The organism is Clostridium minihomine, from assembly GCF_900240385.1.
Lineage (GTDB): Bacteria > Bacillota > Clostridia > Oscillospirales > Acutalibacteraceae > Faecalispora > Faecalispora minihomine.
The window spans coordinates 42,281-67,326 of record NZ_OEQH01000005.1 but is presented as its reverse complement, the minus strand read 5'-3'; the positions used below and the strand labels follow the sequence as shown (position 1 = coordinate 67,326).

General features: G+C 47.9%; 23 protein-coding genes. 13 read left to right on the top strand and 10 right to left on the bottom strand.

The genetic code is table 11. The features are described 5' to 3' along the window. Positions 1-312: 312 nt before the first annotated feature. Positions 313-1,239, bottom strand: coding sequence for a pseudouridine-5'-phosphate glycosidase (locus tag C1A02_RS11595; protein WP_101698400.1), 927 nt, complete (start codon positions 1,237-1,239; stop codon positions 313-315). A gap of 36 nt (positions 1,240-1,275) precedes the next feature. Further along, positions 1,276-2,382: a PfkB family carbohydrate kinase gene (locus C1A02_RS11590; RefSeq protein ID WP_101698399.1), complete on the bottom strand. Its 1,107-nt coding sequence runs from the start codon at positions 2,380-2,382 to the stop codon at positions 1,276-1,278. A 256-nt stretch (positions 2,383-2,638) separates the two neighbouring features. On the opposite strand from C1A02_RS11590, the gene C1A02_RS11585 reads away from it, so the two are divergent. The 13 genes from C1A02_RS11585 (at position 2,639) to C1A02_RS11525 (ending at position 16,383) form a co-directional block, all read left to right on the top strand. Then, entirely contained in the window at positions 2,639-3,343 is a 705-nt protein-coding gene (locus C1A02_RS11585; RefSeq protein WP_243578000.1) for a Crp/Fnr family transcriptional regulator, read from the top strand. 83 nt (positions 3,344-3,426) lie between these two features. Beyond that, positions 3,427-4,932, top strand: a complete 1,506-nt coding sequence (locus tag C1A02_RS11580) for a YjjI family glycine radical enzyme (protein WP_101698398.1) — start codon at positions 3,427-3,429, stop codon at positions 4,930-4,932. Next, the gene (locus tag C1A02_RS11575) at positions 4,929-5,765 is read left to right on the top strand and encodes a YjjW family glycine radical enzyme activase (RefSeq protein ID WP_101698397.1); all 837 of its coding nucleotides are present in this window, start codon (positions 4,929-4,931) and stop codon (positions 5,763-5,765) included. The genes C1A02_RS11580 and C1A02_RS11575 overlap by 4 nt, the downstream gene beginning before the upstream one ends. Before the next feature lie 291 nt (positions 5,766-6,056). Continuing rightward, on the top strand, positions 6,057-7,058 hold the full coding sequence (locus tag C1A02_RS11570; RefSeq protein WP_101698396.1) for a LacI family DNA-binding transcriptional regulator: 1,002 nt from the start codon (positions 6,057-6,059) through the stop codon (positions 7,056-7,058). 2 nt (positions 7,059-7,060) lie between these two features. Further along, positions 7,061-8,230 carry a phosphopentomutase gene (locus C1A02_RS11565; protein ID WP_101698395.1) on the top strand — a complete coding sequence of 390 codons (1,170 nt, stop codon included), beginning with the start codon at positions 7,061-7,063 and terminating at the stop codon, positions 8,228-8,230. A gap of 19 nt (positions 8,231-8,249) precedes the next feature. Then, positions 8,250-8,960, top strand: a complete 711-nt coding sequence (gene deoD, locus C1A02_RS11560; RefSeq protein WP_101698394.1) for a purine-nucleoside phosphorylase — start codon at positions 8,250-8,252, stop codon at positions 8,958-8,960. A 164-nt stretch (positions 8,961-9,124) separates the two neighbouring features. Next, positions 9,125-10,195: a BMP family ABC transporter substrate-binding protein gene (locus C1A02_RS11555; protein ID WP_101698393.1), complete on the top strand. Its 1,071-nt coding sequence runs from the start codon at positions 9,125-9,127 to the stop codon at positions 10,193-10,195. A gap of 91 nt (positions 10,196-10,286) precedes the next feature. Next, the gene (locus C1A02_RS11550) at positions 10,287-11,828 is read left to right on the top strand and encodes an ABC transporter ATP-binding protein (protein ID WP_101698392.1); all 1,542 of its coding nucleotides are present in this window, start codon (positions 10,287-10,289) and stop codon (positions 11,826-11,828) included. Continuing rightward, complete coding sequence (locus C1A02_RS11545) at positions 11,812-12,939, top strand: ABC transporter permease (protein WP_101698391.1); 1,128 nt, start codon at positions 11,812-11,814, stop codon at positions 12,937-12,939. Before C1A02_RS11550 ends, C1A02_RS11545 begins: the two co-directional genes overlap by 17 nt. Continuing rightward, positions 12,929-13,855: an ABC transporter permease gene (locus C1A02_RS11540; protein ID WP_101698390.1), complete on the top strand. Its 927-nt coding sequence runs from the start codon at positions 12,929-12,931 to the stop codon at positions 13,853-13,855. Before C1A02_RS11545 ends, C1A02_RS11540 begins: the two co-directional genes overlap by 11 nt. Positions 13,856-13,869: 14 nt before the next feature. Further along, on the top strand, positions 13,870-14,535 hold the full coding sequence (deoC, locus tag C1A02_RS11535) for a deoxyribose-phosphate aldolase (RefSeq protein ID WP_101698389.1): 666 nt from the start codon (positions 13,870-13,872) through the stop codon (positions 14,533-14,535). A 65-nt stretch (positions 14,536-14,600) separates the two neighbouring features. Beyond that, a complete protein-coding gene (locus C1A02_RS11530) occupies positions 14,601-15,035 on the top strand; it encodes a cytidine deaminase (protein WP_101698388.1) in 435 nt (144 codons plus the stop codon). Between the two features lie 31 nt (positions 15,036-15,066). Beyond that, on the top strand, positions 15,067-16,383 hold the full coding sequence (locus C1A02_RS11525; RefSeq protein ID WP_101698387.1) for a pyrimidine-nucleoside phosphorylase: 1,317 nt from the start codon (positions 15,067-15,069) through the stop codon (positions 16,381-16,383). 122 nt (positions 16,384-16,505) lie between these two features. Here the strand turns inward: C1A02_RS11525 and C1A02_RS13550 are convergent, their stop codons facing one another. The 8 genes from C1A02_RS13550 to C1A02_RS11490 all read right to left on the bottom strand — a co-directional run bounded on the left by C1A02_RS13550 (position 16,506) and on the right by C1A02_RS11490 (position 25,024). Then, positions 16,506-16,661 carry a hypothetical protein gene (locus tag C1A02_RS13550; protein ID WP_164997202.1) on the bottom strand — a complete coding sequence of 52 codons (156 nt, stop codon included), beginning with the start codon at positions 16,659-16,661 and terminating at the stop codon, positions 16,506-16,508. A 71-nt stretch (positions 16,662-16,732) separates the two neighbouring features. Next, the gene (locus C1A02_RS11520; protein WP_101698386.1) at positions 16,733-17,011 is read right to left on the bottom strand and encodes a hypothetical protein; all 279 of its coding nucleotides are present in this window, start codon (positions 17,009-17,011) and stop codon (positions 16,733-16,735) included. 137 nt (positions 17,012-17,148) lie between these two features. After that, positions 17,149-19,074, bottom strand: a complete 1,926-nt coding sequence (locus tag C1A02_RS11515) for an AraC family transcriptional regulator (protein ID WP_101698385.1) — start codon at positions 19,072-19,074, stop codon at positions 17,149-17,151. A 137-nt stretch (positions 19,075-19,211) separates the two neighbouring features. Beyond that, entirely contained in the window at positions 19,212-21,125 is a 1,914-nt protein-coding gene (locus tag C1A02_RS11510) for an AraC family transcriptional regulator (protein WP_101698384.1), read from the bottom strand. 492 nt (positions 21,126-21,617) lie between these two features. Beyond that, entirely contained in the window at positions 21,618-22,340 is a 723-nt protein-coding gene (locus tag C1A02_RS11505; RefSeq protein WP_243577999.1) for an ABC transporter ATP-binding protein, read from the bottom strand. Continuing rightward, the gene (locus C1A02_RS11500; protein WP_101698382.1) at positions 22,337-23,548 is read right to left on the bottom strand and encodes an ABC transporter permease; all 1,212 of its coding nucleotides are present in this window, start codon (positions 23,546-23,548) and stop codon (positions 22,337-22,339) included. Before C1A02_RS11500 ends, C1A02_RS11505 begins: the two co-directional genes overlap by 4 nt. A gap of 4 nt (positions 23,549-23,552) precedes the next feature. Next, complete coding sequence (locus tag C1A02_RS11495) at positions 23,553-23,981, bottom strand: DUF4418 family protein (RefSeq protein WP_164997201.1); 429 nt, start codon at positions 23,979-23,981, stop codon at positions 23,553-23,555. Positions 23,982-23,986: 5 nt separating this feature from the next. Continuing rightward, entirely contained in the window at positions 23,987-25,024 is a 1,038-nt protein-coding gene (locus C1A02_RS11490; protein ID WP_101698380.1) for an FAD:protein FMN transferase, read from the bottom strand. Between the last annotated feature and the right edge of the window lie 22 nt (positions 25,025-25,046).

Genomic DNA, 25,046 nt, shown 5'->3' with positions numbered 1-25,046 from the left:
CCTTCTTAAATATCATGCTATTTATTATACCTGAAAAAAGAAAGGATACCACCCTTTGTGATGATTCCATGCTGTAATTTAAAAAATATGTTTTTTATGGCCTTTTTAATGATAACAGAAAGAAACGGCTTTATATAGAAAAAGATAACACCCCCGCCCAACGGAATACAAAACGTTGGGCGGGGGTGTTGCAAGACAATCACGGATTCAATTTTGTTTGACCAAAGACTGATTTTGGCGACTGTTTTATGATTCAAGATTCCTGTAAATCACAGACATTCTGTGACCTTTTTGCGGGCATAGTAAAGAAGACTACTTTAATTTGCTCAGTTCACCGGCAACCTTTGCCCCCAGCACGGCATTGTTGTACACCAGATGGATGTTGGCGTCAAGACTTTTGCCATCGGTAATTTTCTGAATTTTATCCAGAAGGAACGGGGTGGTATCTTTGCCCTTGACTCCCAGTTTTTCTGCTTCTTTGCAGGCTTCTTCAATGGATTTGGAAATGTAATCCGAATCCATTGCGAATTCTTCGGGGATGGGATTGGTGACAAGCAGCCCGCCCTTTAGGTTCAGGTTTTCTTTTGCATGGAAAATGCCGGCCAGTTCTGCCGGAGTGTCCACGCGGTAGTCCACTTTAAATCCGCTCTTGCGGGTATAGAAAGCGGGAAGTTCCTCGGTCTGATAACCCAGAACCGAAACACCCTTTGTCTCCAGATATTCCAATGTAAGGCCAAGGTCCAGAATGGATTTTGCGCCGGCGCAGACCACCATAACCGGGGTTACGGAAAGCTCTTCCAAATCCGCGGAAATATCCATGGTTGTTTCTGCACCGCGGTGAACTCCGCCGATGCCTCCGGTTGCAAATACGGAAATTCCGGCTAGATTAGCAATAATCATCGTGGCAGCAACTGTGGTGGCGCCATCCTCACCGCGGGCGGCAAGGACCGGCAGATCTCTGCGGCTTGCTTTTGTGACGCTCAGACCCTTTTGTCCAAGATAGTCTATTTCGTCTTTCGACAGTCCGGCGCGCAGCTTTCCGCCGATGATGGCGATGGTTGCCGGAACAGCGCCGTTATCACGGATAATCTGCTCCACTTTCAGGGCGGTCTCCACATTTTTGGGATACGGCATACCGTGAGAGATGATGGTGGATTCCAGCGCCACTACCGGTTTGTTTGCCGCCAGTGCTTCTTGTACTGCGGGAGAAATTTCGAGATATTGTTTCAGCTGATTCATTGTGAAACTCCTTTCGACGGTTGCTTTTGCTTCGGCTTATCCTTTGCGCAAGCAGTTTGTTTCTGCATTCATTTTCTGGAGCACGTTTTCACAGCTCATTTGCGGACTGATGGTGCCAGGGCTTTCGATACAAATAGATGCGGCCGCCATTCCGGCGCGGGCACAGTCTTCCAGTGAGAATTTCTGAAGCCAGCCCCACACAATCGCAGCCATCATGCTGTCTCCGGCGCCTGTTGTGTTGACCAGTTCACTGGCATAAGGGGGAACCGTTGCTCTTTCTTGTTGATTGACGCAGTAAACGCCGTTCTTTCCCATGGAAAGAAAAACCTGTGTTAAACCGGCATCCAGCAGAGCCTGAGCCGCTTGTTCCAGTGAGTTTTGATCCTTAATTTTAATTCCGCTTAGCAATTCAGCTTCTAAAAGATTCGGCTTTAGGGTGTGAAATCTTCCCAAAAGACCGGAAAGCTTCCCTGCTTTTGCTGTGGACACCGGGTCACAGAACAGCGGAACGTGAAATGTTTCGGCCAGATAGCGGATGGTTTCTGCGGTCAGATTCGTGTCAATCACACACACAGCCGCATTGCTGATGAGGTCTGCACGCTTTTCCAGATATTGCGGTGTGATTTTGTCATAGATCTGCATGTCAGAAATAGCAAGCTCCATGTCTCCATGTTCGTTGGTGATGAAAACATAGGTAGAAGTGGAACCGCCCGGCACAGTCAGCGTTTCGGTAATATCAATTCCCGCACTCCGGCAGCTGCTGACCAGTTCCGACGCATAGGCGTCTTCCCCCAGCGCGGTAATGAATTTGACCTCTTCCTCCAGCATGGCAAGGTTTTGGGCAATGTTTCGCCCTACTCCACCGGGTGAAAGGGTTACCAGGCCTGGATTTGAGTCCCGCCCCACCAAAGGGGCAAAAGGTTTTCCTGCAATGTCAATGTTGGCGCCGCCGATAACAACCACATAGGGGGCTTTTTGCAAAATATAACTTTTCCCCAGAATTCTTCCCTTTTTCATCAGGTTCGAGATGTGCACCGCCACGGAAGAACGTGAGATTCCTGCCTTGTCTGCCAGCTCTTGTTGTGAAATGGTGGGGTTTTCTTCAATCCACCGAAGAATCTGGCGTTCTCGCTCTGTAATCATTTTCTCACCTCACATCTAATCAAATGTTTATAACAGTAATCTTGTGCTTATCAATTTACACCCATAGTTTAGCAACCAACTTGAAATCTGTCAAGAGGAAAATAGAAAAGCGGAAAAAACAAACATAATATTCGTTGTTTTCCACAATTTTTTAGATTTTGCATGGAAAACATGCTATATTTCAGAAAAAAGGACATATGTCCTTTTCCTTTTCGCTTTAATTGATATAAAATAAAATCAGAAGGGAGGGTAAACGGTGAAAATCGGTGAATATTTAGAAACGGAAACCGAACCATTTCGCAAGGAGCTGCGGAAAATGATGGCGAAATTTCCTGCGGATGTCCCGGTGTATCCCATTACCCTTTCGGCAGGCGAAAGTTTGATACACGAGGACGACCCGAGCCACATGGTTTACTACCTGATAAAGGGCCGTGTGTCCGTTGTCACAAATCAAACCCGCATTGCACGCCACACCCTCACAGAAGCCGAAGCGCCGGAATTTTTCGGGGAATATGAAGCGCTGGGCGGAATGCCGCATTATATTGCCGAAGTCCGCGCGGTTACACCATGCCGTTTGATCTCTTTTTCTGCCGACGCATATCTTCTTTGGATGCATTGCGATCCGGAACTGTTTTTTCTGCATGTGCGCTGGATTCTAAACAGTCTGTTGAGTCAGACGGCAAATGAACGCAGCCTGCACTTTTTGGATGCAAACGGAAAAGTGGTTCAATTTTTAATCCGCGCTTATGAAAAGGGCGGGGAACAGCCCGAAGCGATTCGGCTTTCTTGCACAAGGCTGGAAATTGCCGAAACAACCGGCAACAGTGTGCGCACCATAAACCGGGCTGTGACACGACTGGCTGAAAAACGGCTCGTGAGTGTCAAAAACGGAAAGTTACAAATTACGGCCGCTCAATATGAAGCCTTGAAAAAAGAGATGGAATCTTTTTTATTAAAATGAATTTTGGAATCGGGCAGTCTGGAAAAGCTGCCTAGTACCCTCTTTGCAGAACAGCCTTAGAGGATCGGAAAGGAGAATTTGTCATGATCGATCTGGATAACACCTATAAAACCCTAACATCCCGTGAACTGACCCACGAACAGAAGGTGATGGGTCTGGCAAAATGTGCAGAGAATTCTTTGGACGTACTGAACATTCCACCGCGCACAAAGCATTTTTTTGAAACCAATGCTATTAACGATTTGTTTGAAGGGGGCGCACCTTATCGCCCGCGCTATATTTTGCCCGATTATGAAAAATTTGTGCAGCAGGGCAGTGAATTCCTCAAGCTGACCCCTCCCAAAACGCTGGATGAACTGATTTTCTCTTTGATGATTTTGTATCGTCATGTTCCGTCCATCACCAATTTCCCGGTATATTTGGGCAGCCTTGATAAAATGATGGAGCCGTTTGTAGATGGCCTTACGGATGAGGAAATTTGCGAAAAACTGCGTTTGTTCCTGACTTATTTGGATCGCACCATTACCGACTCGTTTTGTCATGCCAATATCGGGCCGGAAGAAACCCGTGCGGGCCGCCTGATTTTAAAGGTGGTAAAGGAACTGAAAAATACCGTTCCCAACTTGACGATGAAATATGACCCGGACATTACCCCCGATTCCTTTATGGAGCAGGCAATTCAGTGTTCGTTGGAATCTTCTAACCCGGCCATCTGCAATGCAAAGGCCAACTGTGCGCCTTTTGGCGATCGCTACGGCGTGGCAAGCTGCTATAATATTCTTCCGATTGGCGGCGGTGCATTTACCCTTACCCGTGTGACGCTGACTGAGCTGGTAAAGGAAGCCGCCAGCGAAGAGCAGTTCCTCAATGAACTGCTGCCCGAATGTCTTGGCCTGATTGCGGATTATATGAATGAGCGCATCCGTTTTATTGTGGAAAAATCAGGTTTCTTTGAGTCTAACTTCCTGGTTAAGGAAGGACTGATTTCTAAAGATCGCTTTGTGGGAATGTTCGGCGTGACCGGCCTTGCAGAGTGTGTAAATACACTGATGAAAGAATCCGGCAAAAAGTATGGGCAAGATTCCGAAGCCGATGACTTGGGCGTTCGAATCATGGATAAAGTTGCAGAGCTTACCCCTGGGTATAAGGCTCTTTACTCCCCCATTGCCGGTGATAAGTTCTTGCTGCATGCTCAGGTGGGACTGGACAGCGACCAGGGAATTACCTCTGGTGTGCGGATTCCCATCGGTGACGAACCGGTATCCTTTGCCGAACATTTAAGGCACAGCTCTCGTTTCCACCACTATTTCCCCACGGGTGTGGGCGATATTTTCCCCATTGCCAGCAATGTGAATCAGAACCCGGCGGCGCTGCTGGATGTGGTAAAAGGTGCATTCTCTGTTGGGGTGCAGTATATGAGTTTTTATTCCGCCGACACCGATTTGATCCGAATCACCGGATTTTTGGTTAAGCGCAGCGAAATGGAAAAATACCGCAAACATGAAGCTGTTTTACAGAATACAACCCAGCTGGGCGCCCCCAATTATGACAAAAACCATCTGGCAGAAAGAAAGGTTCGAATGGCATGACCACGGTGCCGGTGAACCAAATTATTCCCATCAGCACAGTGGATGGACCCGGCAGCCGCACCTCTGTTTTTTTGCAAAAATGCAACATTGCGTGCGGCTATTGCCATAATCCCGAAACACAGAATCTGTGCAACGGATGCGGCATCTGTGTGGAGCACTGTCCAGAGGGGGCTCTTTCCAAACAAGGCGAAACAGTGGTGTGGGACGAAACCAAGTGTGTTTCCTGCAATACCTGCATTCAGGTGTGTCCCTATTACGCTTCACCGAAAATTCATTGGATGGATGCTCCCGCTGTGATGAAAGAAGTGGAAAAGAACATCCCGTTTATTCGCGGAATTACCGTTTCCGGTGGTGAGTGCGGATTGTATCCGCAGTTTCTAACGGAACTGTTCACGCTGGTCAAAGAAAAAGGCCTTACTTGCCTGTGTGACAGCAATGGCACCATCCGGTTTTCCAAATATCCCGAGCTGATGAACGTTTGTGACGGTGTGATGCTGGATGTAAAAGCCTGGTCACCGCAGGTGTTTCATGCGCTGACAGGAGGAAACAACGCCGCTGTCCGTGATAATTTGATATTCCTTTCCTCTTGCGGAAAATTGGAGGAAGTGCGCATCGTGAATGTGGAGGGCCACGTGGATGCCGAAGATGCGATACGCGGTGTTGCACAGCTGCTTGGCCCTTTGGCTGCAAGCACCCGGCTGGTTCTGATTTCGTTTCGTGCGTTTGGGGTGAAAGGTCCTTTCGCATCGTTTTCTTCCCCTTCTGCAGAGAGGATGAAGCAGTTGGCGGACTTAGCCTATTCCGTTGGGTTTTGCAATATTGTGGTAAAATAAAATAACGCGTTCCGGCACAGTTTTGTCCTGTGCCGGAAGCTGTTTTTCTAAATTACCGGCCAAACTACATTCTTTTAAACGAAATAGAATGGTAGAAAAAGCGCGAAGAAGTGCACATTTTGACAAAATACACTTTTTGCAATTAAAAATTTTATCATAATTTCATAAAATAATTTACGAACTGGTTTTATTCGTTTATAATGATAGCAAAATGAACTTTGGATGAAACCGGTTTCAAGTTTGATGACACCCAGTAAAGCCAATTTGCTTTAACAACGATGGAAGGTTTTGGTGATCATTTTGGTTCATATCAGTGACATTGCGCGCATGGCCGGCGTTTCCAGTGCAACGGTTTCACGCGTGATTAATGGTACGGCTAAAGTGAGCGAAGAAAAAACAAGGCGGGTGGAAGAAGCAATCCACAAAACAGGATTTAATCCAAATGAAATTGCACGCTCTCTTTACAAAAAATCTTCGCGTCTAATTGGTTATATCGTGCCAAGTATTTTAAATATTTTCCTCAGCGAAGTCGGGCGGGCCATTGAAGACGAAGCCTTTCGCAATGGCTATAAAATGATTTTGTGTAATTCCGATGAAAATCCGGAAAAAGAGGCGGCCTATATTAAAATGCTGATGGGAATGAATGCAGACGGCATCATTATCACGGCAAACAATGAAAATTTGGATGAAGAAATCCGCCATTGTCCCATTCCGGTTGTGGTGATGGATAAAAACGCGGGAACCCACTGCACAGCTTCTGTTCAGTCCGATAATTACACCGGCGGCCGGATTGCGACAGAACATCTGATTGAATGCGGCTGCAAAAAGATTGTTCTGATGCGCGGGCCGCAGCAGTATTGCAGCAGCAAGCAGCGATATTTGGGTTATGTGGATGCCTGCCGTCGGCATCAGATTGAGCCGCGTTTTGTAAACAGCAGATATAGCTATGACGAAGGTGTGGAAAGCGCACGGGAGTTATTTCGGCGGTATCCCGATGCTGATGGGGTGCTTGCTTCCACCGATCTGGTGGCATTTGCCCTGTATAAAGTAATTTATGAGCAAAAGCGCAGGGTTCCGGATGATGTGATGATTGTGGGCTACGACGATGTTGGCCTGAGCCGTTTGATGATTCCCACGCTGACAACAGTGGCTCAGCCAATTGAAGAGATCGGCCGGCTGTGTGTTCAGCTGATTTTGGAACAGACAGAGTATGGCACGATTCAACAACGGGACAACGTTCTGCCGGTTTCTGTGAAAATCCGGGAGACAACAAAACGGAAAGAAGGAGTCTAATTATGAATAAACGAGTCTTTTTGATTGTTTTGGACAGCTGCGGCATCGGTGAAGAGCCGGATGCGGCGGAATACGGCGACGAAGGCAGCAATACACTGGCCGCTTGCGCAACCAGCGAATATTTTAATATGCCCAATATGAAAAAACTGGGTCTTTTTAATATTGACGGAGTGGACTGCTGGCCGAAAGAAGAAGCTCCGCAGGGCGCTTTTGCCCGTCTTCAGGAAGCGTCTAAAGGCAAAGATACCACAATCGGCCATTGGGAAATTTCGGGAATTTATTCTCCGAAGCCCCTCCCCACCTATCCCAACGGTTTTCCTGCCGAAGTGATTCGGGAGTTTGAAGAAAAGACAGGCCGCCGTGTGCTTTGCAACAGGCCTTATTCCGGAACTGATGTGATTCGTGATTATGGAAAAGAGCATGTGGAAACCGGTGCGCTGATTGTTTATACTTCCGCAGACAGCGTGTTCCAGATTGCCGCGCACGAATCGGTGGTTCCGCTGGAGGAATTGTACCGTTACTGCAAAATCGCCCGGGAAATGCTGCAGGGAGAACACGGCGTCGGCCGGGTCATCGCTCGCCCGTTTATCGGGGAGGATCCGAATTTCACCCGTACCTCGAACCGCCACGATTTTTCTCTGGTACCACCGCATGTCACCATGCTGGATCAGCTCAAAGAACAGAATCTGGATGTCCTTGCCGTGGGCAAGATTAACGATATTTTTGTGGGCAAGGGAGTCACCGAAACCGTCAGCACCAAAAACAATGCCGATGGAATCGAGCGCACTCTCGAGTATCTTCAAAAGGACTTTAACGGCCTGTGCTTTATCAATCTGGTGGATTTTGATATGCTGTACGGCCACCGCAATGACGTGGATGGTTACGCAAAAGCACTGGCTTATTTTGATGAAAAGCTGCCGGAAATTATGAACGGCCTGCGCGATGAAGATCTGCTGATGATTACCGCGGATCATGGCTGTGACCCGGCCACACCGTCCACTGACCATTCCAGAGAATATGTTCCGTGGGTCATTACCGGCAAACAAGTGAAGGCGGGCGCAAATTTGGGAACGAAACCCACCTTTGCTGATATTGGAGCCACGATTCTGGACTATTTCGGAGTAGAAAAGCGCATTACAGGCACTTCTCGCCTGAAAGAAATTTTACGATAATAACGGGAGGTAAAAGAATATGTCAAACATACCAACGCCCCATAATGCCGCGAAGGCAGGAGAGATCGCCAAAACGGTTTTAATGCCGGGCGATCCTCTCCGCGCTAAATTCATTGCGGAAACGTATCTTGAGAATGTCACCTGTTTTAACACCGTTCGCAATATGCTCGGTTTTACCGGCACTTACCGGGGTAAGCCTGTTTCGGTGATGGGCGGGGGCATGGGAATGCCCTCTGTTGGAATTTATACATACGAGCTGTTCCACTTTTACGGTGTGGATAACATTATCCGCATCGGCTCGGCCGGCGGAATTACCGACAACGTGAATCTGCGTGACGTGGTGGCCGGAATGGGTGCCTGCACCAATTCCAGTTATGTGGAGCAGTACAATTTGCCCGGTACATTTGCACCGATTGCAGATTACGGCCTTTTGAGCCGCGCCGTAAAGGCTGCCGAAGAATTGGGAATCCCCATGAAGGTGGGAAACATTCTTTCCAGCGATACTTTTTATGACGAACGTGAAGATTCGCTTCCCGCTTGGAAAAAGATGGGGGTTATGGCAGTTGAAATGGAAGCCGCGGCCCTTTATATGAACGCTGCACGGGCAGGAAAGAATGCGCTTTGCCTGCTGACGATCTCTGACCGTCCGCTTGCAGGGGAATCGCTTTCGGCAGAAGAACGCCAAATCGGTTTTACACAAATGATGGAGATTGCCCTTTCACTCGCTTGAGTGAAAGGCGGCATTTGAAACCGCTTTCATAGTTTTTGGGGGAAACACGATGAAAGCAGAATCAGCAAAGGGTGATGCAGGGCGCTGCATGATTTACTTTGCCAATTTAAGAATATCACTCACGGTGATATCACATATCAACATTATTTTTAGGAGGAAAATGTATGAAAAAGATCGTTGCACTTTTACTTGCAGCCGCCATGGCAGTTTCTGCCACGGCATGCTCTGGCGGAGGAAAGGACACATCCAGCGCCGCCGCAGCCGGGGAATCGTCTGCTGCCGCCCAAACATCCTTTAAGGTATCTATGGTTACAGATACCGGCGGCGTAAACGATCAGTCCTTTAACCAGTCGTCTTGGGAAGGCCTGCAGAAACTCAAAGAAGACACCGGTGCAGATGTCAGCTATTCTGAATCCAAGCAGGAATCCGACTATGCCACGAACCTGGATAAAGCGGTAGACAGCGGAAGCGACTTGGTTTGGGGGATTGGATTTGCCATGGGCAATGCCATTGAAAACGCTGCGAAGGCGAATCCCGACGTTCAGTTTGCCATTGTTGACAATGCTTATGAGAACGAAACCCCGGCTAACGTGACTGCGGTTGTTTTCCGTGCACAAGAGCCCTCTTTCTTGGTGGGCTATATTGCTGCGAAAACCACCAAAACCGACAAGGTTGGTTATGTGGGCGGCATCAAGAGCGGCGTTATCGATCAGTTTGAATTCGGGTACAAAGCAGGCGTTGCTTACGGCGCAAAAGAGCTGAACAAAAACATTGAAGTGGTTGCTCAGTATGCCGAAAGCTTCGGCGATTCCGCTAAGGGCAAGGCCATTGCTTCCAAAATGTTCTCTGGCGGATGCGATATCGTATTCCACGCAGCGGGCAACGTTGGAACCGGCGTAATTGAAGCGGCAAAAGAAGCAAAGAAATTTGCAATCGGCGTGGATAGAGATCAGGCTTACCTTGCACCTGAATATGTTCTGACCTCTGCTCTCAAGCTGGTGAACAAGGCAACAGAAGAAGTTTCCAAAGAGATTATGGATGGCAAAAAGACCGGCGGAACCACAATCAGCCTTGGTGTTTCGGAAGATGCTGCCGGCATCCCTGCAGAGCACAAGCTGATGGGTGAAGAAACCTATAAAGCAGCCATCGATTTGCAGCAGCAGATCAAAGACAACAAAATTGTTCCTCCTGCCAGCCAGGAGCAGTACGATGAGTTTGTGAAAGCCCTGAAGTAATTTTTTGTATCTGACACTTTTTTGCGGAGGGGGCGTCCTTCGGGGCGCCCCTTTCTGTAAAAAAGAAACGGAAGATTAGGAGAGATTTGCTATGGAAATCAGTCCGGAATACGCGGTACAGATGCATGAGATTACCAAAACATTTGGCTCCTTTTGTGCCCTGGATCAGGTGAAACTGGAAGTCAAAAAGGGATCAATTCACGCCATTTTAGGCGAGAACGGCGCCGGAAAAAGCACCTTGATGAATGTGCTTTATGGCCTGTATCAGGCAGATAGCGGTGAGATTTATTTAAACGGAGAAAAGTGCGCGATTAAAACCCCCAACGATGCAATTGCACACGGCATCGGTATGGTTCACCAGCACTTTATGCTGGTTGACAATTTTACAGTAACGCAGAATATCATTCTCGGCAAAGAAGTAACGGGAAAATTCGGCGTTCTAGATATGAAAAAAGCGCGTGAGGACGTCGTCAAGATCGTAAAGGAATATGGCCTTGAGGTGGATCCTGATGCAAAAATTGAAGATATTTCTGTTGGCATGCAGCAGCGCGTTGAAATATTAAAGGCGCTGTACCGCGGCGCGGATATTCTGATTTTGGATGAACCCACCGCCGTGCTGACCCCGCAGGAAATCACAGAGCTGATTGAAATTATGCGCGGCCTGGCCGCCAGCGGCAAAACCATTATCATCATCACACATAAATTGAAAGAAATTAAATCGTCATCCGACGTCTGTACCATTATTCGCCGGGGCCAGTACATCGACACCTTTCCGGTTTCGGATGTCAGCGAAGAAGAACTTGCCACCAAAATGGTGGGCCACAAAGTAAAGCTTGTGGTTGACAAGAACCTCGCACAGCCCGGCGAGGTGGTTTTTGAAATTGAGAATCTGACTGTGAAAGACGACCGTGGACTGGAAGCGGTGAAGAACCTTTCGCTGTGCGTACGCAAAGGGGAGATTGTCGGAATTGCCGGCGTTGACGGAAACGGCCAGAAAGAATTGGTGGAGGCCATCACCTGCCTGACCCGCGTGGAAAGCGGCACCATCAAAATCAATGGAATCGAAATTCAGAATACGACGCCGCGTAACGTTATTGAACATAAAATTTCTACCATTCACGAAGATCGGCAGCGCCGCGGTTTGGTGCTTCCGTTTACAGTGGCAGAAAACTCAATTTTGGTCAAGCATCGCAGCAGCGAATTCAGCCGGCGCGGTATGCTGGATCTGGATAAAATGAAGTCCTTCGCTAAGAAGTTGGTGGAAGATTACGATATCCGGCCTGCCGGGTGTGAAACACAGGCGGCGCGCGGTCTTTCGGGCGGCAACCAGCAAAAGGTAATTATCGCCAGAGAGATTTCTCACGATCCGGATCTGCTGATAGCAGTGCAGCCCACACGCGGCCTTGATGTGGGTGCAATTGAATATGTACACAAAATGCTGGTTCAGGAACGTGACAAGAACAAGGCAATTCTGCTGATTTCTTTGGAGCTCGATGAAATTATGAATGTGGCCGACACCATCAATGTGATTTATGACGGAGCAATTTCCGGCACGTTCACACAGGATGAAGCAGACGAAAATCAAATCGGACTATTAATGGCGGGAGGAAAGCGGAATGAAAACGCTGGTTAAAATACTGAAAAAACCAATCACCTCCACGCTGATTGCCGTGCTGTTTGGCTTTTTGGTAGCGGCGATTATCCTTGTTTTGGCAGGTTATAATCCCATTGAGGCGTTTGGTGCGCTGTTTAACGGAATTTTTTCCAAGCCAAAATACATTTCAAATGTCATCATTAAAGCAACGCCGATTATCCTGACAGGTCTTTCTGTGGCGTTTGCCTATAAGACCGGCCTGTTTAATATCGGTGCTGAAGGCCAGTATATTGCGGGCACAGTGTTTTCGGTTCTTGTGGGCGTGAAATTGGATTTTCCGCCGGTTCTTCAAGTTCCGATTGTTGTGCTGGCCGGCGTACTGGGCGGTGCCATTTTCGGCTGGGCCGTAGGTTTTTTGAAGGCCAAGTATGGAATTCACGAGGTTATCACCAGTATTATGCTGAACTGGATTGGCCTGTACCTTTGCAATTTTATTGTAAACACACCGTCATACCATCAGCCAAATTCCACCAGCACTTTGCCGGTAAACCCGTCCAGCTATACCATGCTGCTGCCCCAGTGGAAGACCTCTCCGGAAGGAATAGAGACTTTAAAATCCCACAAGTGGCTGTATGATATGTTGGTGCGTACCGACGTAAATTTTGGCATCCTTGTGGCGATTGCCATGGTGGCTATTATTTGGATTCTGCTCTATCGTTCCCAAAAGGGCTATCAGCTGCGTGCGGTAGGGTTTAACCGTGATGCCGCAGAATTTTCCGGCATCGATGTCAGCGGGAACATTATGCATTCCATGCTGATTGCCGGCGCGCTTTCCGGTTTGGCCGGCGCGCTTACCATTACGGGAATGTCACCGCACAGCATTTCAACGCTGGCTGCTTTCGAAAACAACGGTTTTAACGGTCTTTCTGTGGCACTGATTGCCGGTTCTTCCCCAGTGGGCTGCGTGTTTGCCGGGCTTCTGTTCGGCGGGCTGCTATATGGCGGGCAAAGCGTTCAGCAGGAAGTTGGTGCACCGACCGAAATTATTAACATCATGATCGGTACGATTGTATTCTTTGTGGCCTTGACCCGGATCGTTCCGGTTTTGGCGGACAGATTGGGAAAGAGGGGTACCGAACATGCTAAATGATTTTTTACTTTTAGTTGGAATTACAATGATGTACTCTACCCCTTTGGTTTTCGGTGCCTTGGGCGGTGTCATTTCAGAACGCGCCGGCGTCATCAACATCGGAATTGAAGGCATGATGACCATCGGTGCTCTTTCGGCGGCAGCGGTAAGCTACTTTACCGGGAACCCCTGGCTGGGATTTTTGGCTGCCGGTGCTGCCGGTGCAGCCATTGCCTTGCTGCATGCCATTGCTTCTGTCACCTTCAATGCGGATCAGACCATTTCGGGTATTGCCATCAATCTTTTGGGGCCCGGCTTTGCGCTGTTCTTCTGCCGCCTGTTGTTTGACAATGCGGCAATGACCCCGCCTGTGGCCACTTTACCCAAGCTGTTTGGCAAAGACGGACTGCATGGAACACCGGCAGAAAGTCTGAATGTAGATATCACGGTTCTTCTTGCTTTCATTGCTACCGTGATCATCTGGTTCGTGCTGTATAAAACCAAATGGGGCCTTCGCATCCGTTCAGTCGGGGAATATCCGGCGGCGGCGGATACACTTGGAATTAACGTCAGCCGCACGCGCTATACCTGCGTTCTGATTTCCGGAATGCTGGCAGGTTTCGGCGGTGCATCCATGACGCTGGCCATTATTTCTCAATTTAATCAAACAGCAATCAGCGGTCAGGGCTTTATTGCACTGGCGGCGGTGATCTTTGGCAAATGGACTCCCTTTGGCGCATACGGAGCCTGCATGCTGTTCGGCCTTGCACAAGCCCTTACGGTTGTATTGGGCGGCAGCGACAGCGGCGTGACCATTCCGAGTCAGATTCTTGCCATGCTGCCCTATGTATTAACGATTATTGTGCTGATCCTGTTTGTCGGACGTTCCGTTGCCCCCAAGGCAGACGGATTACCCTATGAAAAAGGACAACGTTGATGGGAGGAAAAATCATGGAACTGGATAAAATTGTTGGTGCGGTAGACCATACTTTACTCAAACAGCCGGCTACCTGGGCACAGATCAAAGAAATTTGCGACGATGCCATGCAGTATGGCACAGCATCTGTTTGTATTCCGGCTTCTTATGTAAAACAGGCTAAGGAATATGTGGGCGACGCCATGCGTGTTTGCACAGTCATCGGTTTCCCAAACGGATATTCCACCACAGCGGTTAAGGTATTTGAAACGCAGGATGCCGTGAACAACGGCGCCGATGAAATTGATATGGTGATCAACATTGGCTGGGTAAAAGATGGGCTTTATGACAAGGTGACCGATGAAATCGAGCAGATCAAAAAGGCCTGCGATGGGCACATCCTAAAAGTAATCGTTGAAACCTGCCTTTTGACCGAAGAGGAAAAAATCCGGATGTGTGAGTCTGTCACACGTTCCGGTGCGGATTTTATCAAAACTTCCACCGGATTTTCTACGGGAGGCGCAACCTTTGAGGATATTGCGCTGTTTGCAAAGCATGTGGGACCCCATGTGAAAATCAAAGCTTCCGGCGGAATCACCAGCCTGGATGATGCAGAAAAATTCCTTTCTCTTGGTGCCTCCCGATTGGGAACAAGCCGGATTATTCAGATTTTGAAAGATCAGGAAAAAAGCGGGAAATAATCAGTAAAGAGGAAAGGGCGGGTTGCGGTTCGTCCTTTCTCTCATCAGGAAAGGAGTGCTCTGTCATGGCGAAAGAAATGGCAGTCAGTGATCAAGAGCTAGTTTGTGCGGCAATTGAGGCGCGTGAAACAGCTTATGTGCCCTATTCCGGTTTTAGTGTGGGGGCAGCTCTTCTGACATCTGACGGAAAGATCTATAAAGGCGGCAATATTGAAAATGCGGCCTATACCCCCAGCAACTGTGCGGAGCGCACGGCCTTTTTTAAAGCAGTCAGCGAAGGGGAAAAGAATTTTGCCGCCATTGCGATTGTGGGCGGGAAACACGAAAAGTCCATCAGCGATTACTGCGCGCCCTGCGGGGTGTGCCGGCAGGTGATGATGGAATTTTGCGATCCGGAAACATTTCGGATTCTGTTAGCTAAGAATTCGGAAGAATGGAAAGTTTATACGCTGAAAGAGTTGCTTCCGCTGGGATTTAGCGGCAAAGATCTTGATAAATGACACAATTGGAAAAGGGTGACCCAGAGTGAGAATGTATGATATTATTGAAAAGAAACGTGACGGCGGAGAACTGACCAAAGAAGAAATTGAGTTTTTTATTCGAAATTATGTGGAAGGCCAGATTCCGGATTATCAGGCATCTGCACTTTTGATGGCGATTTATTTTAAAGGCATGAGCGAAAAAGAAACCGCCACGCTTACCATGGGTATGGCAAATTCGGGCGATATGGTCGATCTTTCTTCCATTCCCGGAATTAAGGTGGATAAGCACAGCACCGGCGGCGTTGGGGATAAAACCACGCTGATTATTTCTTCCATTGTGGCGTCGCTTGGCGTTCCGGTGGCAAAGATGAGCGGGCGCGGCCTGGGGCATACCGGGGGAACCATCGATAAAATGGAGTCTATTCCCGGAATTCAGACTTCCTTCAGCCGGGAAAAGTTCTTTGACATTGTCCGCAAAGTTGGCGTCAGTGTCATTGGGCAGTCGGGCAACCTTGTGCCCGCAGACAAAAAGCTGTATGCTTTGCGTGATGTGACCGCTACGGTAGACAGCATTCCGCTGATTGCCTCCAGCGTGATGAGTAAAAAAATCGCGGCCGGTTCCGATTGTATTCTGTTGGACGTGAAGGCAGGCAGCGGCGCATTTATGAAAACAGTGGATGATTCCATTCGCCTTGCCGAGGCTATGGTTTCAATCGGGGAGCATGTGGGCCGCCGGACGGTTGCGCTGATTACCGATATGAATCGCCCGCTTGGCAATGCCATCGGCAATACACTGGAAATTTGTGAAGTGTGCGATACACTAAAAGGGCATGGCCCGGCCGACCTGACCGAAATCTGCATCGAGCTGTCAGCGAATATGCTGTATCTGGCGGGCAAAGGAAGCATTGACGAATGCAAGAAGACGGCAATGGAGCAAATTGAAAATGGCCAGGGCTTTGAAAAGCTGAAAGAGATGGTTGCAGCACAGGAAGGCGATATCTCGGTTCTGGAAGACCACACGAAGTTCCAGCAGGCCAAGGTGTGCCATGAAGTATATGCCCAGCAGGACGGTTATTTTTACGCCATTGACACAGAAAAGTGCGGAATTGCTTCTGTTGAGCTTGGCGCCGGACGTGAAAAGAAAGAAGATCCAATTGATTACAGCGCCGGAATCATCCTTCAGAAAAAGGTGGGCGATCGGGTGAAAAAAGGCGAGAGTCTCGCCACGTTCTATACTTCGGATGCTGTACGCTGTGCACAGGCCGAAAGTCTGTTTAACAGCGCTGTAACCATTCGAGAGGAAACTCCCGACAACATTCCTTTAATCTATGCTCGTGTAACCCGTGACGGCGTAGAGCGGTTCTAAAGAAAGCGATAAAAATAAGACGATTCTTTTTGGTTTCTCATGCCGAAAAGAATCGTCTTTTTTGCTTTTTGGAGTAGGTGTTTTTATGATAGTGCAGGCACAGCTTGACGCGGCTTTTTTGCTTAGTAGTGGAACCAACTTCGCTCCCAATATGAAACGGCGGCGCCAAAGCTGATCGATGCCGCCGACATCAGAACCCGAAGCCCAACCCCTGCCAGCATGTACAGCGTAAAGCGGGCAACGCCGCGCTTTGGCTGCTTTGCGGGAGGGTTTTGCATATGTATAGATCCTTTCCATGATAAATTCATTCTTTTGGATGGTTCCTCTTTTGGTTTGTCTTTGCTAACTATCATCGCTTATTATACGGAAACAGCTTGCCTTTTCCACCATGGAACAGACCGAAGCGATCCACAGCAAAGGAAGTGTCATTCAGCATAATTTCTGCTTTGCCGCCGCTGGTATAAAGAAAAGCACTGGCAGGAAGACGGTAACTGTGCAAAGCTTTTTCAGGTGAGATTAAATTGTGGCGGATATCAAAAAGAGAAATCGCCGCGTCATTCCAGATACGGATGGCGTCGGCGATAGTCTCGCGGTGAAAAACATTTTTTTCTCCGCTTAATGTATGCATACTGTGCACCCCTTTATGCCAAGCTTCGCGTGTTAGTCTTTTCTAATCGTATAATAACATATTTTATATGGCTTGTACAGAAAAGGAAAGCGAAAAATGTTTCACCAAATTCTAAATCACTTTGACTGCAAGTACAGCTACTTCAAAGCAAGAAAAGCCTGAGTTAGATCCTCCAGCTGTTTCGTGGAAGTATAAAGGTCTCTTGCAAAATAATCGGTAAAGTCAACTTCGATTACGTAACCTTGCTTGACAGCCGGAATGCTGTTCCAGACAGCATTTTCATCAAGATTTTCAGAACCATCCCAAACAGAGCGAATGATATAGTCCCCGCAATATTGTTCCATTACCTCCATCGATACTTCGAAAGCCAGCTTACCGCTGGAAAATACCGCTTGCAGCTTTTCAGGGGCAGAAAGACCAAGATAGTTATATACAATATCCGCACCGCGGCCATATTTGTCCCCAAACAAATAGTTTCCTTCCATTACTGTCACGGTTTTGCCACGGATCCCTGCATCTTCTAATTTTTTGCGGCAAGCTTCTGCCTTCTTTTCAAATTGATTCATGGCATCTTTGGCTGCCACGGTCTGCCCAACAAGATCGCCGGTAAACTCAATGCGCTCCCTTGTGCTGAGGGAATTTGAATTTACAACAACCGTGGGTGCGATTGCTGAAAGCTTATCGTATATTTCCTTCTCTGGCGCATTGGCCAAAATGATTAAGTCGGGCTCGCACTCCATGATTGCTTCATAATCTTTCATTGCCGTATAAACATATTGATCCGAAGACAAAAGTCCGTCAAATAACCGGGCTTCACTGTCACCACATACGGGTATCACCCCAATTGCGACCAGATCGCCCGGCATACCGAACGATGCAATACTTTCAGGCTTTACGGGCACTGCTACATCGCCCATAACGGTATGTACAATCCTTGTGCCTTGTTCCGTCTCTGATATTTGTGATGCTACCGCTGAAGTCGGCGCAGAATCCACACCGCCAGTATTGGCGGGTGCCGTGCTGCATGCGCTCATCAGCAGCATCAGAGAAAGCGCCGCGGCCGCCACCGCTTTGCTTCGTATCTCTTTCAACATGTAAGTTGCTCCTTTTCCTTTGAGTTCGCCAAGACTAACTTGACTCTCTTCATTATACGGAAAAGGAACCAGGTTACCAATAGCAGAATCTCTCATATCCATTGTCATTTTCTTTCTGTATTCGCCTGGTGTGATTCCTACATGACGCACAAACATACGGTTAAAATGATATTCATCGGAAAAGCCCGTGCCTTTGGCAATCTCACGCATCGACAGCTTGCCTTTCGCCAGATGAGATTTGCAGGCATTCAAACGTGTTTCCATCAGATACTCCTGCGGAGATTTGCCCACTTTGCGGGAAAAAATCCGGTGCAAATGGCTGTAACTCACGCTGAAAACGTTTGCCACTTCCTGAATGCTGATATTCTGCGCATAAGAATCATCCATAAAGCGCTGTACCATTGCTACAATATCCGGTTGAAAAACGGGGATGTGCCCCTTATCCAGTTCTTCATAAATTTCATAGACCAGCTGATAAAATGCAGTTTTCCCATAAAATAAATTTAAGGGTGTAGGCCCTATCCATTTTTCGTGCATTTTCCGAAGAAGCTCGGACAAAAAAACCGGGTTATCCGGCATAAAACCGTATTGCTGCCTGAATGGATTGGTGACTTCAAGCAGGTTGGCATACGCCTTTTTGTGTGTCGATGGCTCCACAGCCTTATACAGAACCATATAGTATTCCAGCCAATCGCAACGGGGCTGAATGCTTAATTCCGTTCCCTTGCCGCCATGAAACAGACCAAAACGTTCCGCATTGTATGCGGTATCGTTTAAAAGAACCTCTGCTTTGCCGCCGCTGGTATAAAGAAAAGCACTGGCGGGCAGTCGGTAACCGTGCAACGCTTCTTCTGGCGAGATTAAATTGTGGCGAATATCCAAAAGGGAAACAGCCGCCCGGTTCCATATTTGGAGCGCGGCGGCGATTTCCCTTTGTGTAAAATAAGATTTGTTTTTATCGATATACATACAGGCACCTCTATGGTAAATACAGCAGTTAACTTTAGCTAACTTTAATTATATCACACACAAAAGGGCATTGTATATATGACGATGTGCAGCTTCTTTTCTTGCCTTACATACGCACAACCATTAAAATGATCTGGTCAATGTGATTCCGAGTTGTTTACCAGCCAGTCTGTAAAAAAGTTCAGTGTTTTTTTGTCCAACCCTCTGCCGTCGTATTGCGACGGGTCATATTCAATGACATGGTTGTTTTTAACAGCAGGCATCGATTTCCATATTTCCCGTTCTTTCAGGTCATGATAGGAATCTCCTGTTACTACAACAACATAGTCTGCGTCACAATATTGCGGGAGCACTTCTAATGATATTTTCAGAAAATGCTGATCTCCCAAGCGATCGCTGATGATCTTCGGGATTTTGAATCCCAAATAATCATAAAGGATAGCACCGCCCCTGCCATATGCGTTGTCATAGATCCAGATATCTCCTCCAAGCGGTTCAATCAGGACAGCCGTCTTACCGGATGCACCCAGTGCATCAATCGTGGCTTTCGATTGATCCACCTGTTTGTTAAACGTTTGAATCAACGCATTTGCCTGGTCGGACATATTGAGCAGATCCCCGATAAAACTCAGCGTTTCTTCCGCGGGTGTAGATAGCGGTATGCAAATAACCGGCGCAATGCTCTGGTAATTTTCAAAGAAAGATGCGTCATCATAGGTAATAAGCAAATCCGGCTCCAGAGCTAATAGTTCCTCTTTTTCGGGTGCATAGCTGAAAGTTTTGATGTCGGGCCACATATCCTCATAATGGCCGGGAGAAACCGACACCGGAGTTACCCCCAGAGAATACAGTTCCTGTTCATATACCCAAACCGCAATCCGTTTTGGATTGACCGGAACCTCTACATCACCCATAACCGTGCTGATTGTCCTCGTTCCTTCTTCTGCCGATTCTGTTACTTGGCCAGTTACTGCTGTTGCAGAATCCGTACTGCTTGCGGGGGGTGTTCCGCAAGCGGACATCAGCAGCATAAGCGACAGTGCCGCCGCAACCACCGCTTTGCTTCGTGTTGGTTTAAACATAAAAGTTGCTCCTTTTTCTTTGAGTTCGTCAGGACTAACTCGACTCTCCTCATTATAAAGAAAAGGAATCAACTTGCCCACGGTTTCACCTCTCACACAAAGCGGTGTATTCTCTCTGTAGGCATGGGGGGATAGTCCGGTGTGTTTCAAAAACAGGCGCTGAAAATTCCGCTCGTCTTGAAAACCACAGTATCCGGCCACCTCTCGAATGGTAGACCCTTTGTTTTTTAACAATTCCTGCGCTGCAGCTAAGCGAGTTTGTATTAAATATTCTTGTGGACTTTTCCCCGTTTGCTGTTTAAAGCTCCGATGAAAGTGACTGTAGCTGATTCCCAAAACGTCACACATATTCTGAATAGAAACGGCTTCGCTATAATGCTCATTGAAATACTTTTGAGCCATAGCAATCACATCCGGCTCAAAAACGTGGATATGGCCCTGCTCCAGTTCCTCATAAATCTCATACACAAAGCGGTAAAATACTGCTTTGCCATAAAAAATAGTAAGAGGTGTGGGGCCTTTCCATTTCTCGTACATTTTTCGCAGTTCTTCTGAAAAAAAGATTGGATTCTTTGGCGCAAAGCCGTATTGTTGTCGGAATGGATTGACCTGCTCCATCCATCGAAGATACTCGCCCCTGCGAAAAGGTGGTTCTACGGCTTTGTACAGAACCATGTAATATTCCAGCCAGTCGCAACGGGGCTCAATGCTTAATTCTGTTCCCTTGGCGCTGTGGAACAGGCCAAAACGTTCCGCATTGTATGCAGTATCGTTTAAAAGAACCTCTGCTTTGCCGCCGCTGGTATAAACAAAAGCACTGGCAGGCAGTCGATAGCCGTGCAATGCTTCTTCTGGGGAAATTAAATTGTGTCGAATATCCAAAAGGGAAACAGCCGCCCGGTTCCATATTTGAAGCGCGGCAGCGATTTCCCTTTGTGTAAAGTTTGATGAATTGTTCTGTATGTACATACGGCACCTCTATGAAGACAGCGTGGTTAGATTTAGCTAACTTAGATTATATCATAGTAACACCGGTCTGTATATGCTTCCCTTTCATCAAAGGGCAACCGCCTTATCATTCTGCGGACTGCATGAATTGTTCAGGATAATAATTAAGCAGTTGATTCATCCCATACAGCGACTTATTGTTATATTTCGCAGTTATAAATACAATTTTATGGTTGCTCTGTACGGCTGGTGTGGTGTCCCATATCTGATTATTTTTCGCTAAAGAAGCCGCAGATTCCGGTTCAGAGTATATTTCCGTTGGGCAAGTCCGCTGCCGGAAGGCACAGCCGCTTTCTGTTTCATGATGACTTTGCTTTTTATCCATTTATCTGCAGCAATCATTTTTATATTTTATTTAATCTTTACTGTATCCAATCATTTGGAACCTTATCTTTCTCGTTATTTTAAAAAACTTTCGGCGCTGTACCAATACAGCACCGAAAGCTTTAGGTTCTATTGATTTTTGGGAACAGAATTTATTTGCGAAGTGTTTACGGAAGAAATGTGCACCCCCTGCGTCAACCGCCCGGACGCCATGGTCAGCACTCGATTGCCGAATTCCAACGTATCCAGTTCATGGGTCACCAGCAAAATTGCTGTGCCGCTCTGATGAATCCGCCCAAAAAGCTCCATGATTTCCCGGGTGGTTTCCACATCCAAATCCGAAGTGGGTTCATCCGCAATGAGCAGATCCGGTTCATTCATCAGTGCCCTGGCGATTAAAACACGGCGCAGCTCTCCACCTGAAAGCTGAGAGGGAAACTGCTCGGCTAAATGAGAGATGCCCACCTGCTCCAGAAGATATGCCGCCCTGCCCGCAGAATCCCCCTGCCGTTTGGAAAGAAAAAACGGCAGCCTTACGTTATCAAACACTGTCAGGCTGGAAAGAGCGCAAGAGCCTTGGGGAATATACCCCAGCCGGGTATTGCGCAGCCGTGAAATCTCCTGTTCTTTTAAAGAGTAAATATCCATGCCGTCCAGTTCTACACTGCCGGCAGTCGGATTCAGCAGTCCGGCAAGCATATTCAGAAACGTGCTTTTTCCGCTGCCGGAACGCCCGATGATACTGATAAAGTCACCCTTGTCGATGGACAAATCCACTTGTTCCACCGCAGAAAACAGCGCTTCCCCGAGCTTATACTGTTTCGTTAGCCCTTTTATTTCCAACAGCATCATTCATTCTCCTTTATCGCAGTATAAATCTCACTCCGGCTGACTTTGATTGCAAAATACGCTGAAGCGATCGGGCCAACCACAAAGGAGATTAGGAAGCTGACTGCTGCGGTGAACAGGATTGACCCAAAGGACAGCTGTAGATAGGGCAAGCCGGTCAGCGAACCGATATAGGTGTGGAAAGGGAACACCACAAGGGAAGCCGCTATGATTCCGGCCAACGCACCAAACAGGCTGATAAACGAAGATTCCCAAAGGATCAGGCCCACCAGTTTGCTTCTGGGTGCACCCAAAACCCGAAAAATACTGAATTCCTTTTTCCGTGCGTTCAAGGTGACAGAAAACACAATGAGAAGCACGCCTACTGCCAAAATCCACAAGATGCCCGCCAAAATATAGAGATAAGCCGTCAGGCCGCTCAGGCTGCCAGAAATCTCACTGATCATGTTTTTGGCTACTACTACATGTACCCCGTCTTTGGCATAGGTTTGAAGGATATTGTTAGCAACGGTTTTCCCGTCATATCCATTCTTCACTTTTACCATAACAGAAGAAATCAAGTCAGCATTTTCCGCCACCGGATGTGCCTGAAGCCGTTCAGAATCCTTTGCCACCTGTTTGGCGGTATTCAGATTCATGAATACGGAAGTATCAAACCCCATACCGGTTTTTTCCAGACGGCCCACAACCCGAAAGGAATTGTCAAAGAATTTCAGCTTTTGCCCGACTTCCCCTTCCAGACTGTTACCCACCACAATCTCTCCATCCGCCAGCAAATGATCCAAAGATCCGGCCACCCACGGCTGAATCACAAAATCCGTTTCCGGATCAAAACCGATGAGCTGAATGGGATAAGAGCAGCAAGAAGCACTGAGCGTTGCAATGTACAGCTGGGGGGATACCTTTTCCACGCCTTCCACACCGGCCACCTTTTGGGTTACCCCGGCGTCAAAGTAAAAGGTGCTGGGTTCTCCCCGCAGCAATGCGCTTTGCAGATCCGCTTCATATCCATAAGGCACCGACAAAATATCGGCTCCCATTCTTTGGGACAAACTGTTCATTCCTTTTTCCAGGCTTTTGGACAGCACTGTCCCACCAAAAAGCGTAAAGGAAAACATAGCCACAAGCAAAATCAGCCCGGCTGTCCGAAAAGGCTTTCGCTTCAGGGTATGAAGCGAAATATTTACAGTGGTTAACGGTTTCCTGTTCATGTCTTTACTCCTTTGATTTCAGGTTGCTCCGCCACAGCGCAACAACATTTGCTGCACAAACGGCAATTACCAGCAGGCTTAACACAATCAATGCAGGGAAAGTAGCTGCCCGGCAAGGCATGGTTTCCATTTTGCAGCCGCCGATCAACACGGTGGGAACCAAAAGGCTTAAAACACCGGTCAAAGCGGTCATCATGCTAATCCCGATTTGAATCAGCTGCGACTGAAATACGGTAAGCAATACACCGCCGCAAAGAATTAAAATTCCGATTCCGATTTCTGCCTGCCCCGTCCAATGGCATTTCATCGGTGTTGTGCCGCCCGATGCTGTTTCAATCAGCGCCGTGCAAGGCGGGAATATCGCAACCGGCACAAGGAAAATCAGCAGTCCCAAAAGGGCCACTGCAAGGCCGGCTATTTTTCTGTTTTTCATATTCATTACCTCCTGAACCCTTCTCTTTGCGTATCCTGAGAAGAAAAAGAGCCTTCTTTTCGTTCAAATAGTTCACGCGCCCCCGGCGTGCAAACGATTCTTTGATCCGATGTAAAAAAAATTGCTTCAAATCCGCCTTGGCATTTGTAAAAGTTCAGGGCTTTTTCCAGACCCATGACAAATAACGCGGTGGAATATGCTTCGCTCATTGCTCCGCTTTCCGCAATCACGGTCACCGAGCGCAATCCATTATCCGTCGGATACCCGGTGGACGTTTCTAAAATATGATGATATCTGTGCCCGTCTATTTGAAAACTTTTCTCATAATCCCCCGAAGTGGACAAGAATTGATTTTTTAAACGGACGACTCCAAATAACCGAATCTGTTCCGAATCAGCTGTTTTTAAGCCCACCCGCCAAGGGGAACCGTCGGGCTTGGTTCCCACCGCCGCAATGGAAGAGCTTCCGAATGAAAACAAAGCAGAAGAAACACCCTGTTTTCGGCACAATGCCGCCACTCGATCGGCAGCATAGCCCTTCCCGATTCCACCCAAATCAATGCCGGCTCCTTTTTGCAGCCGGTAACGGCCCCTTCTGTCCCTTTGAAGGCTGCGATAATCACAGCAGGCCAAAGCTTGGGTAATCGCCTCTTTGCCGGGAAGTTTTTTCCCCTGCCGGGCAGACTCCCACAAATCTACCAGCGAGCCGACACAGGGCTCATACCGGCCGCCGGTTTGCTCTGCATACCGCAGCGCTTCCCGCAGCACCATATCGGTATCCTTCTGCACCCGAATCCATTGACCCGGGGAGCGGTTCAGCAAAGAAATTTCACTGTCTGCCTTTTTCCGGGATAAAAGAGAATCCAGCTTCACCGTAATGGCTTCGGCGGCTTTTAGGGTCTCTCGGGCATGGGGGCCATGCAAAAGGAACCCCATAATGGTTCCCATGGAAAAAAAGATTTTTTCTTCTTGTTCCTCCATGGAAGGATTTTGAGCATCCTGTAAAAGACTTTTGGTCTGATCCTGTGGCTTTTTCTGTTTCATAGCGGTTCCCCATACCCTTGAA

Excerpts from the sequence above, each read along its gene's own strand:
- C1A02_RS11595 (WP_101698400.1), bottom strand. The coding sequence starts at position 1,239 with ATGAATCAGCTGAAACAATATCTCGAAATTTCTCCCGCAGTACAAGAA.
- C1A02_RS11590 (WP_101698399.1), bottom strand. The coding sequence starts at position 2,382 with ATGATTACAGAGCGAGAACGCCAGATTCTTCGGTGGATTGAAGAAAAC.
- C1A02_RS11580 (WP_101698398.1), top strand. The coding sequence starts at position 3,427 with ATGATCGATCTGGATAACACCTATAAAACCCTAACATCCCGTGAACTG.
- C1A02_RS11575 (WP_101698397.1), top strand. The coding sequence starts at position 4,929 with ATGACCACGGTGCCGGTGAACCAAATTATTCCCATCAGCACAGTGGAT.
- C1A02_RS11565 (WP_101698395.1), top strand. The coding sequence starts at position 7,061 with ATGAATAAACGAGTCTTTTTGATTGTTTTGGACAGCTGCGGCATCGGT.
- deoD (WP_101698394.1), top strand. The coding sequence starts at position 8,250 with ATGTCAAACATACCAACGCCCCATAATGCCGCGAAGGCAGGAGAGATC.
- C1A02_RS11555 (WP_101698393.1), top strand. The coding sequence starts at position 9,125 with ATGAAAAAGATCGTTGCACTTTTACTTGCAGCCGCCATGGCAGTTTCT.
- C1A02_RS11550 (WP_101698392.1), top strand. The coding sequence starts at position 10,287 with ATGGAAATCAGTCCGGAATACGCGGTACAGATGCATGAGATTACCAAA.
- C1A02_RS11545 (WP_101698391.1), top strand. The coding sequence starts at position 11,812 with ATGAAAACGCTGGTTAAAATACTGAAAAAACCAATCACCTCCACGCTG.
- C1A02_RS11540 (WP_101698390.1), top strand. The coding sequence starts at position 12,929 with ATGCTAAATGATTTTTTACTTTTAGTTGGAATTACAATGATGTACTCT.
- deoC (WP_101698389.1), top strand. The coding sequence starts at position 13,870 with ATGGAACTGGATAAAATTGTTGGTGCGGTAGACCATACTTTACTCAAA.
- C1A02_RS11530 (WP_101698388.1), top strand. The coding sequence starts at position 14,601 with ATGGCGAAAGAAATGGCAGTCAGTGATCAAGAGCTAGTTTGTGCGGCA.
- C1A02_RS11525 (WP_101698387.1), top strand. The coding sequence starts at position 15,067 with ATGTATGATATTATTGAAAAGAAACGTGACGGCGGAGAACTGACCAAA.
- C1A02_RS13550 (WP_164997202.1), bottom strand. The coding sequence starts at position 16,661 with ATGCAAAACCCTCCCGCAAAGCAGCCAAAGCGCGGCGTTGCCCGCTTT.
- C1A02_RS11520 (WP_101698386.1), bottom strand. The coding sequence starts at position 17,011 with ATGCATACATTAAGCGGAGAAAAAAATGTTTTTCACCGCGAGACTATC.
- C1A02_RS11515 (WP_101698385.1), bottom strand. The coding sequence starts at position 19,074 with ATGTATATCGATAAAAACAAATCTTATTTTACACAAAGGGAAATCGCC.
- C1A02_RS11510 (WP_101698384.1), bottom strand. The coding sequence starts at position 21,125 with ATGTACATACAGAACAATTCATCAAACTTTACACAAAGGGAAATCGCT.
- C1A02_RS11505 (WP_243577999.1), bottom strand. The coding sequence starts at position 22,340 with ATGATGCTGTTGGAAATAAAAGGGCTAACGAAACAGTATAAGCTCGGG.
- C1A02_RS11500 (WP_101698382.1), bottom strand. The coding sequence starts at position 23,548 with ATGAACAGGAAACCGTTAACCACTGTAAATATTTCGCTTCATACCCTG.
- C1A02_RS11495 (WP_164997201.1), bottom strand. The coding sequence starts at position 23,981 with ATGAAAAACAGAAAAATAGCCGGCCTTGCAGTGGCCCTTTTGGGACTG.
- C1A02_RS11490 (WP_101698380.1), bottom strand. The coding sequence starts at position 25,024 with ATGAAACAGAAAAAGCCACAGGATCAGACCAAAAGTCTTTTACAGGAT.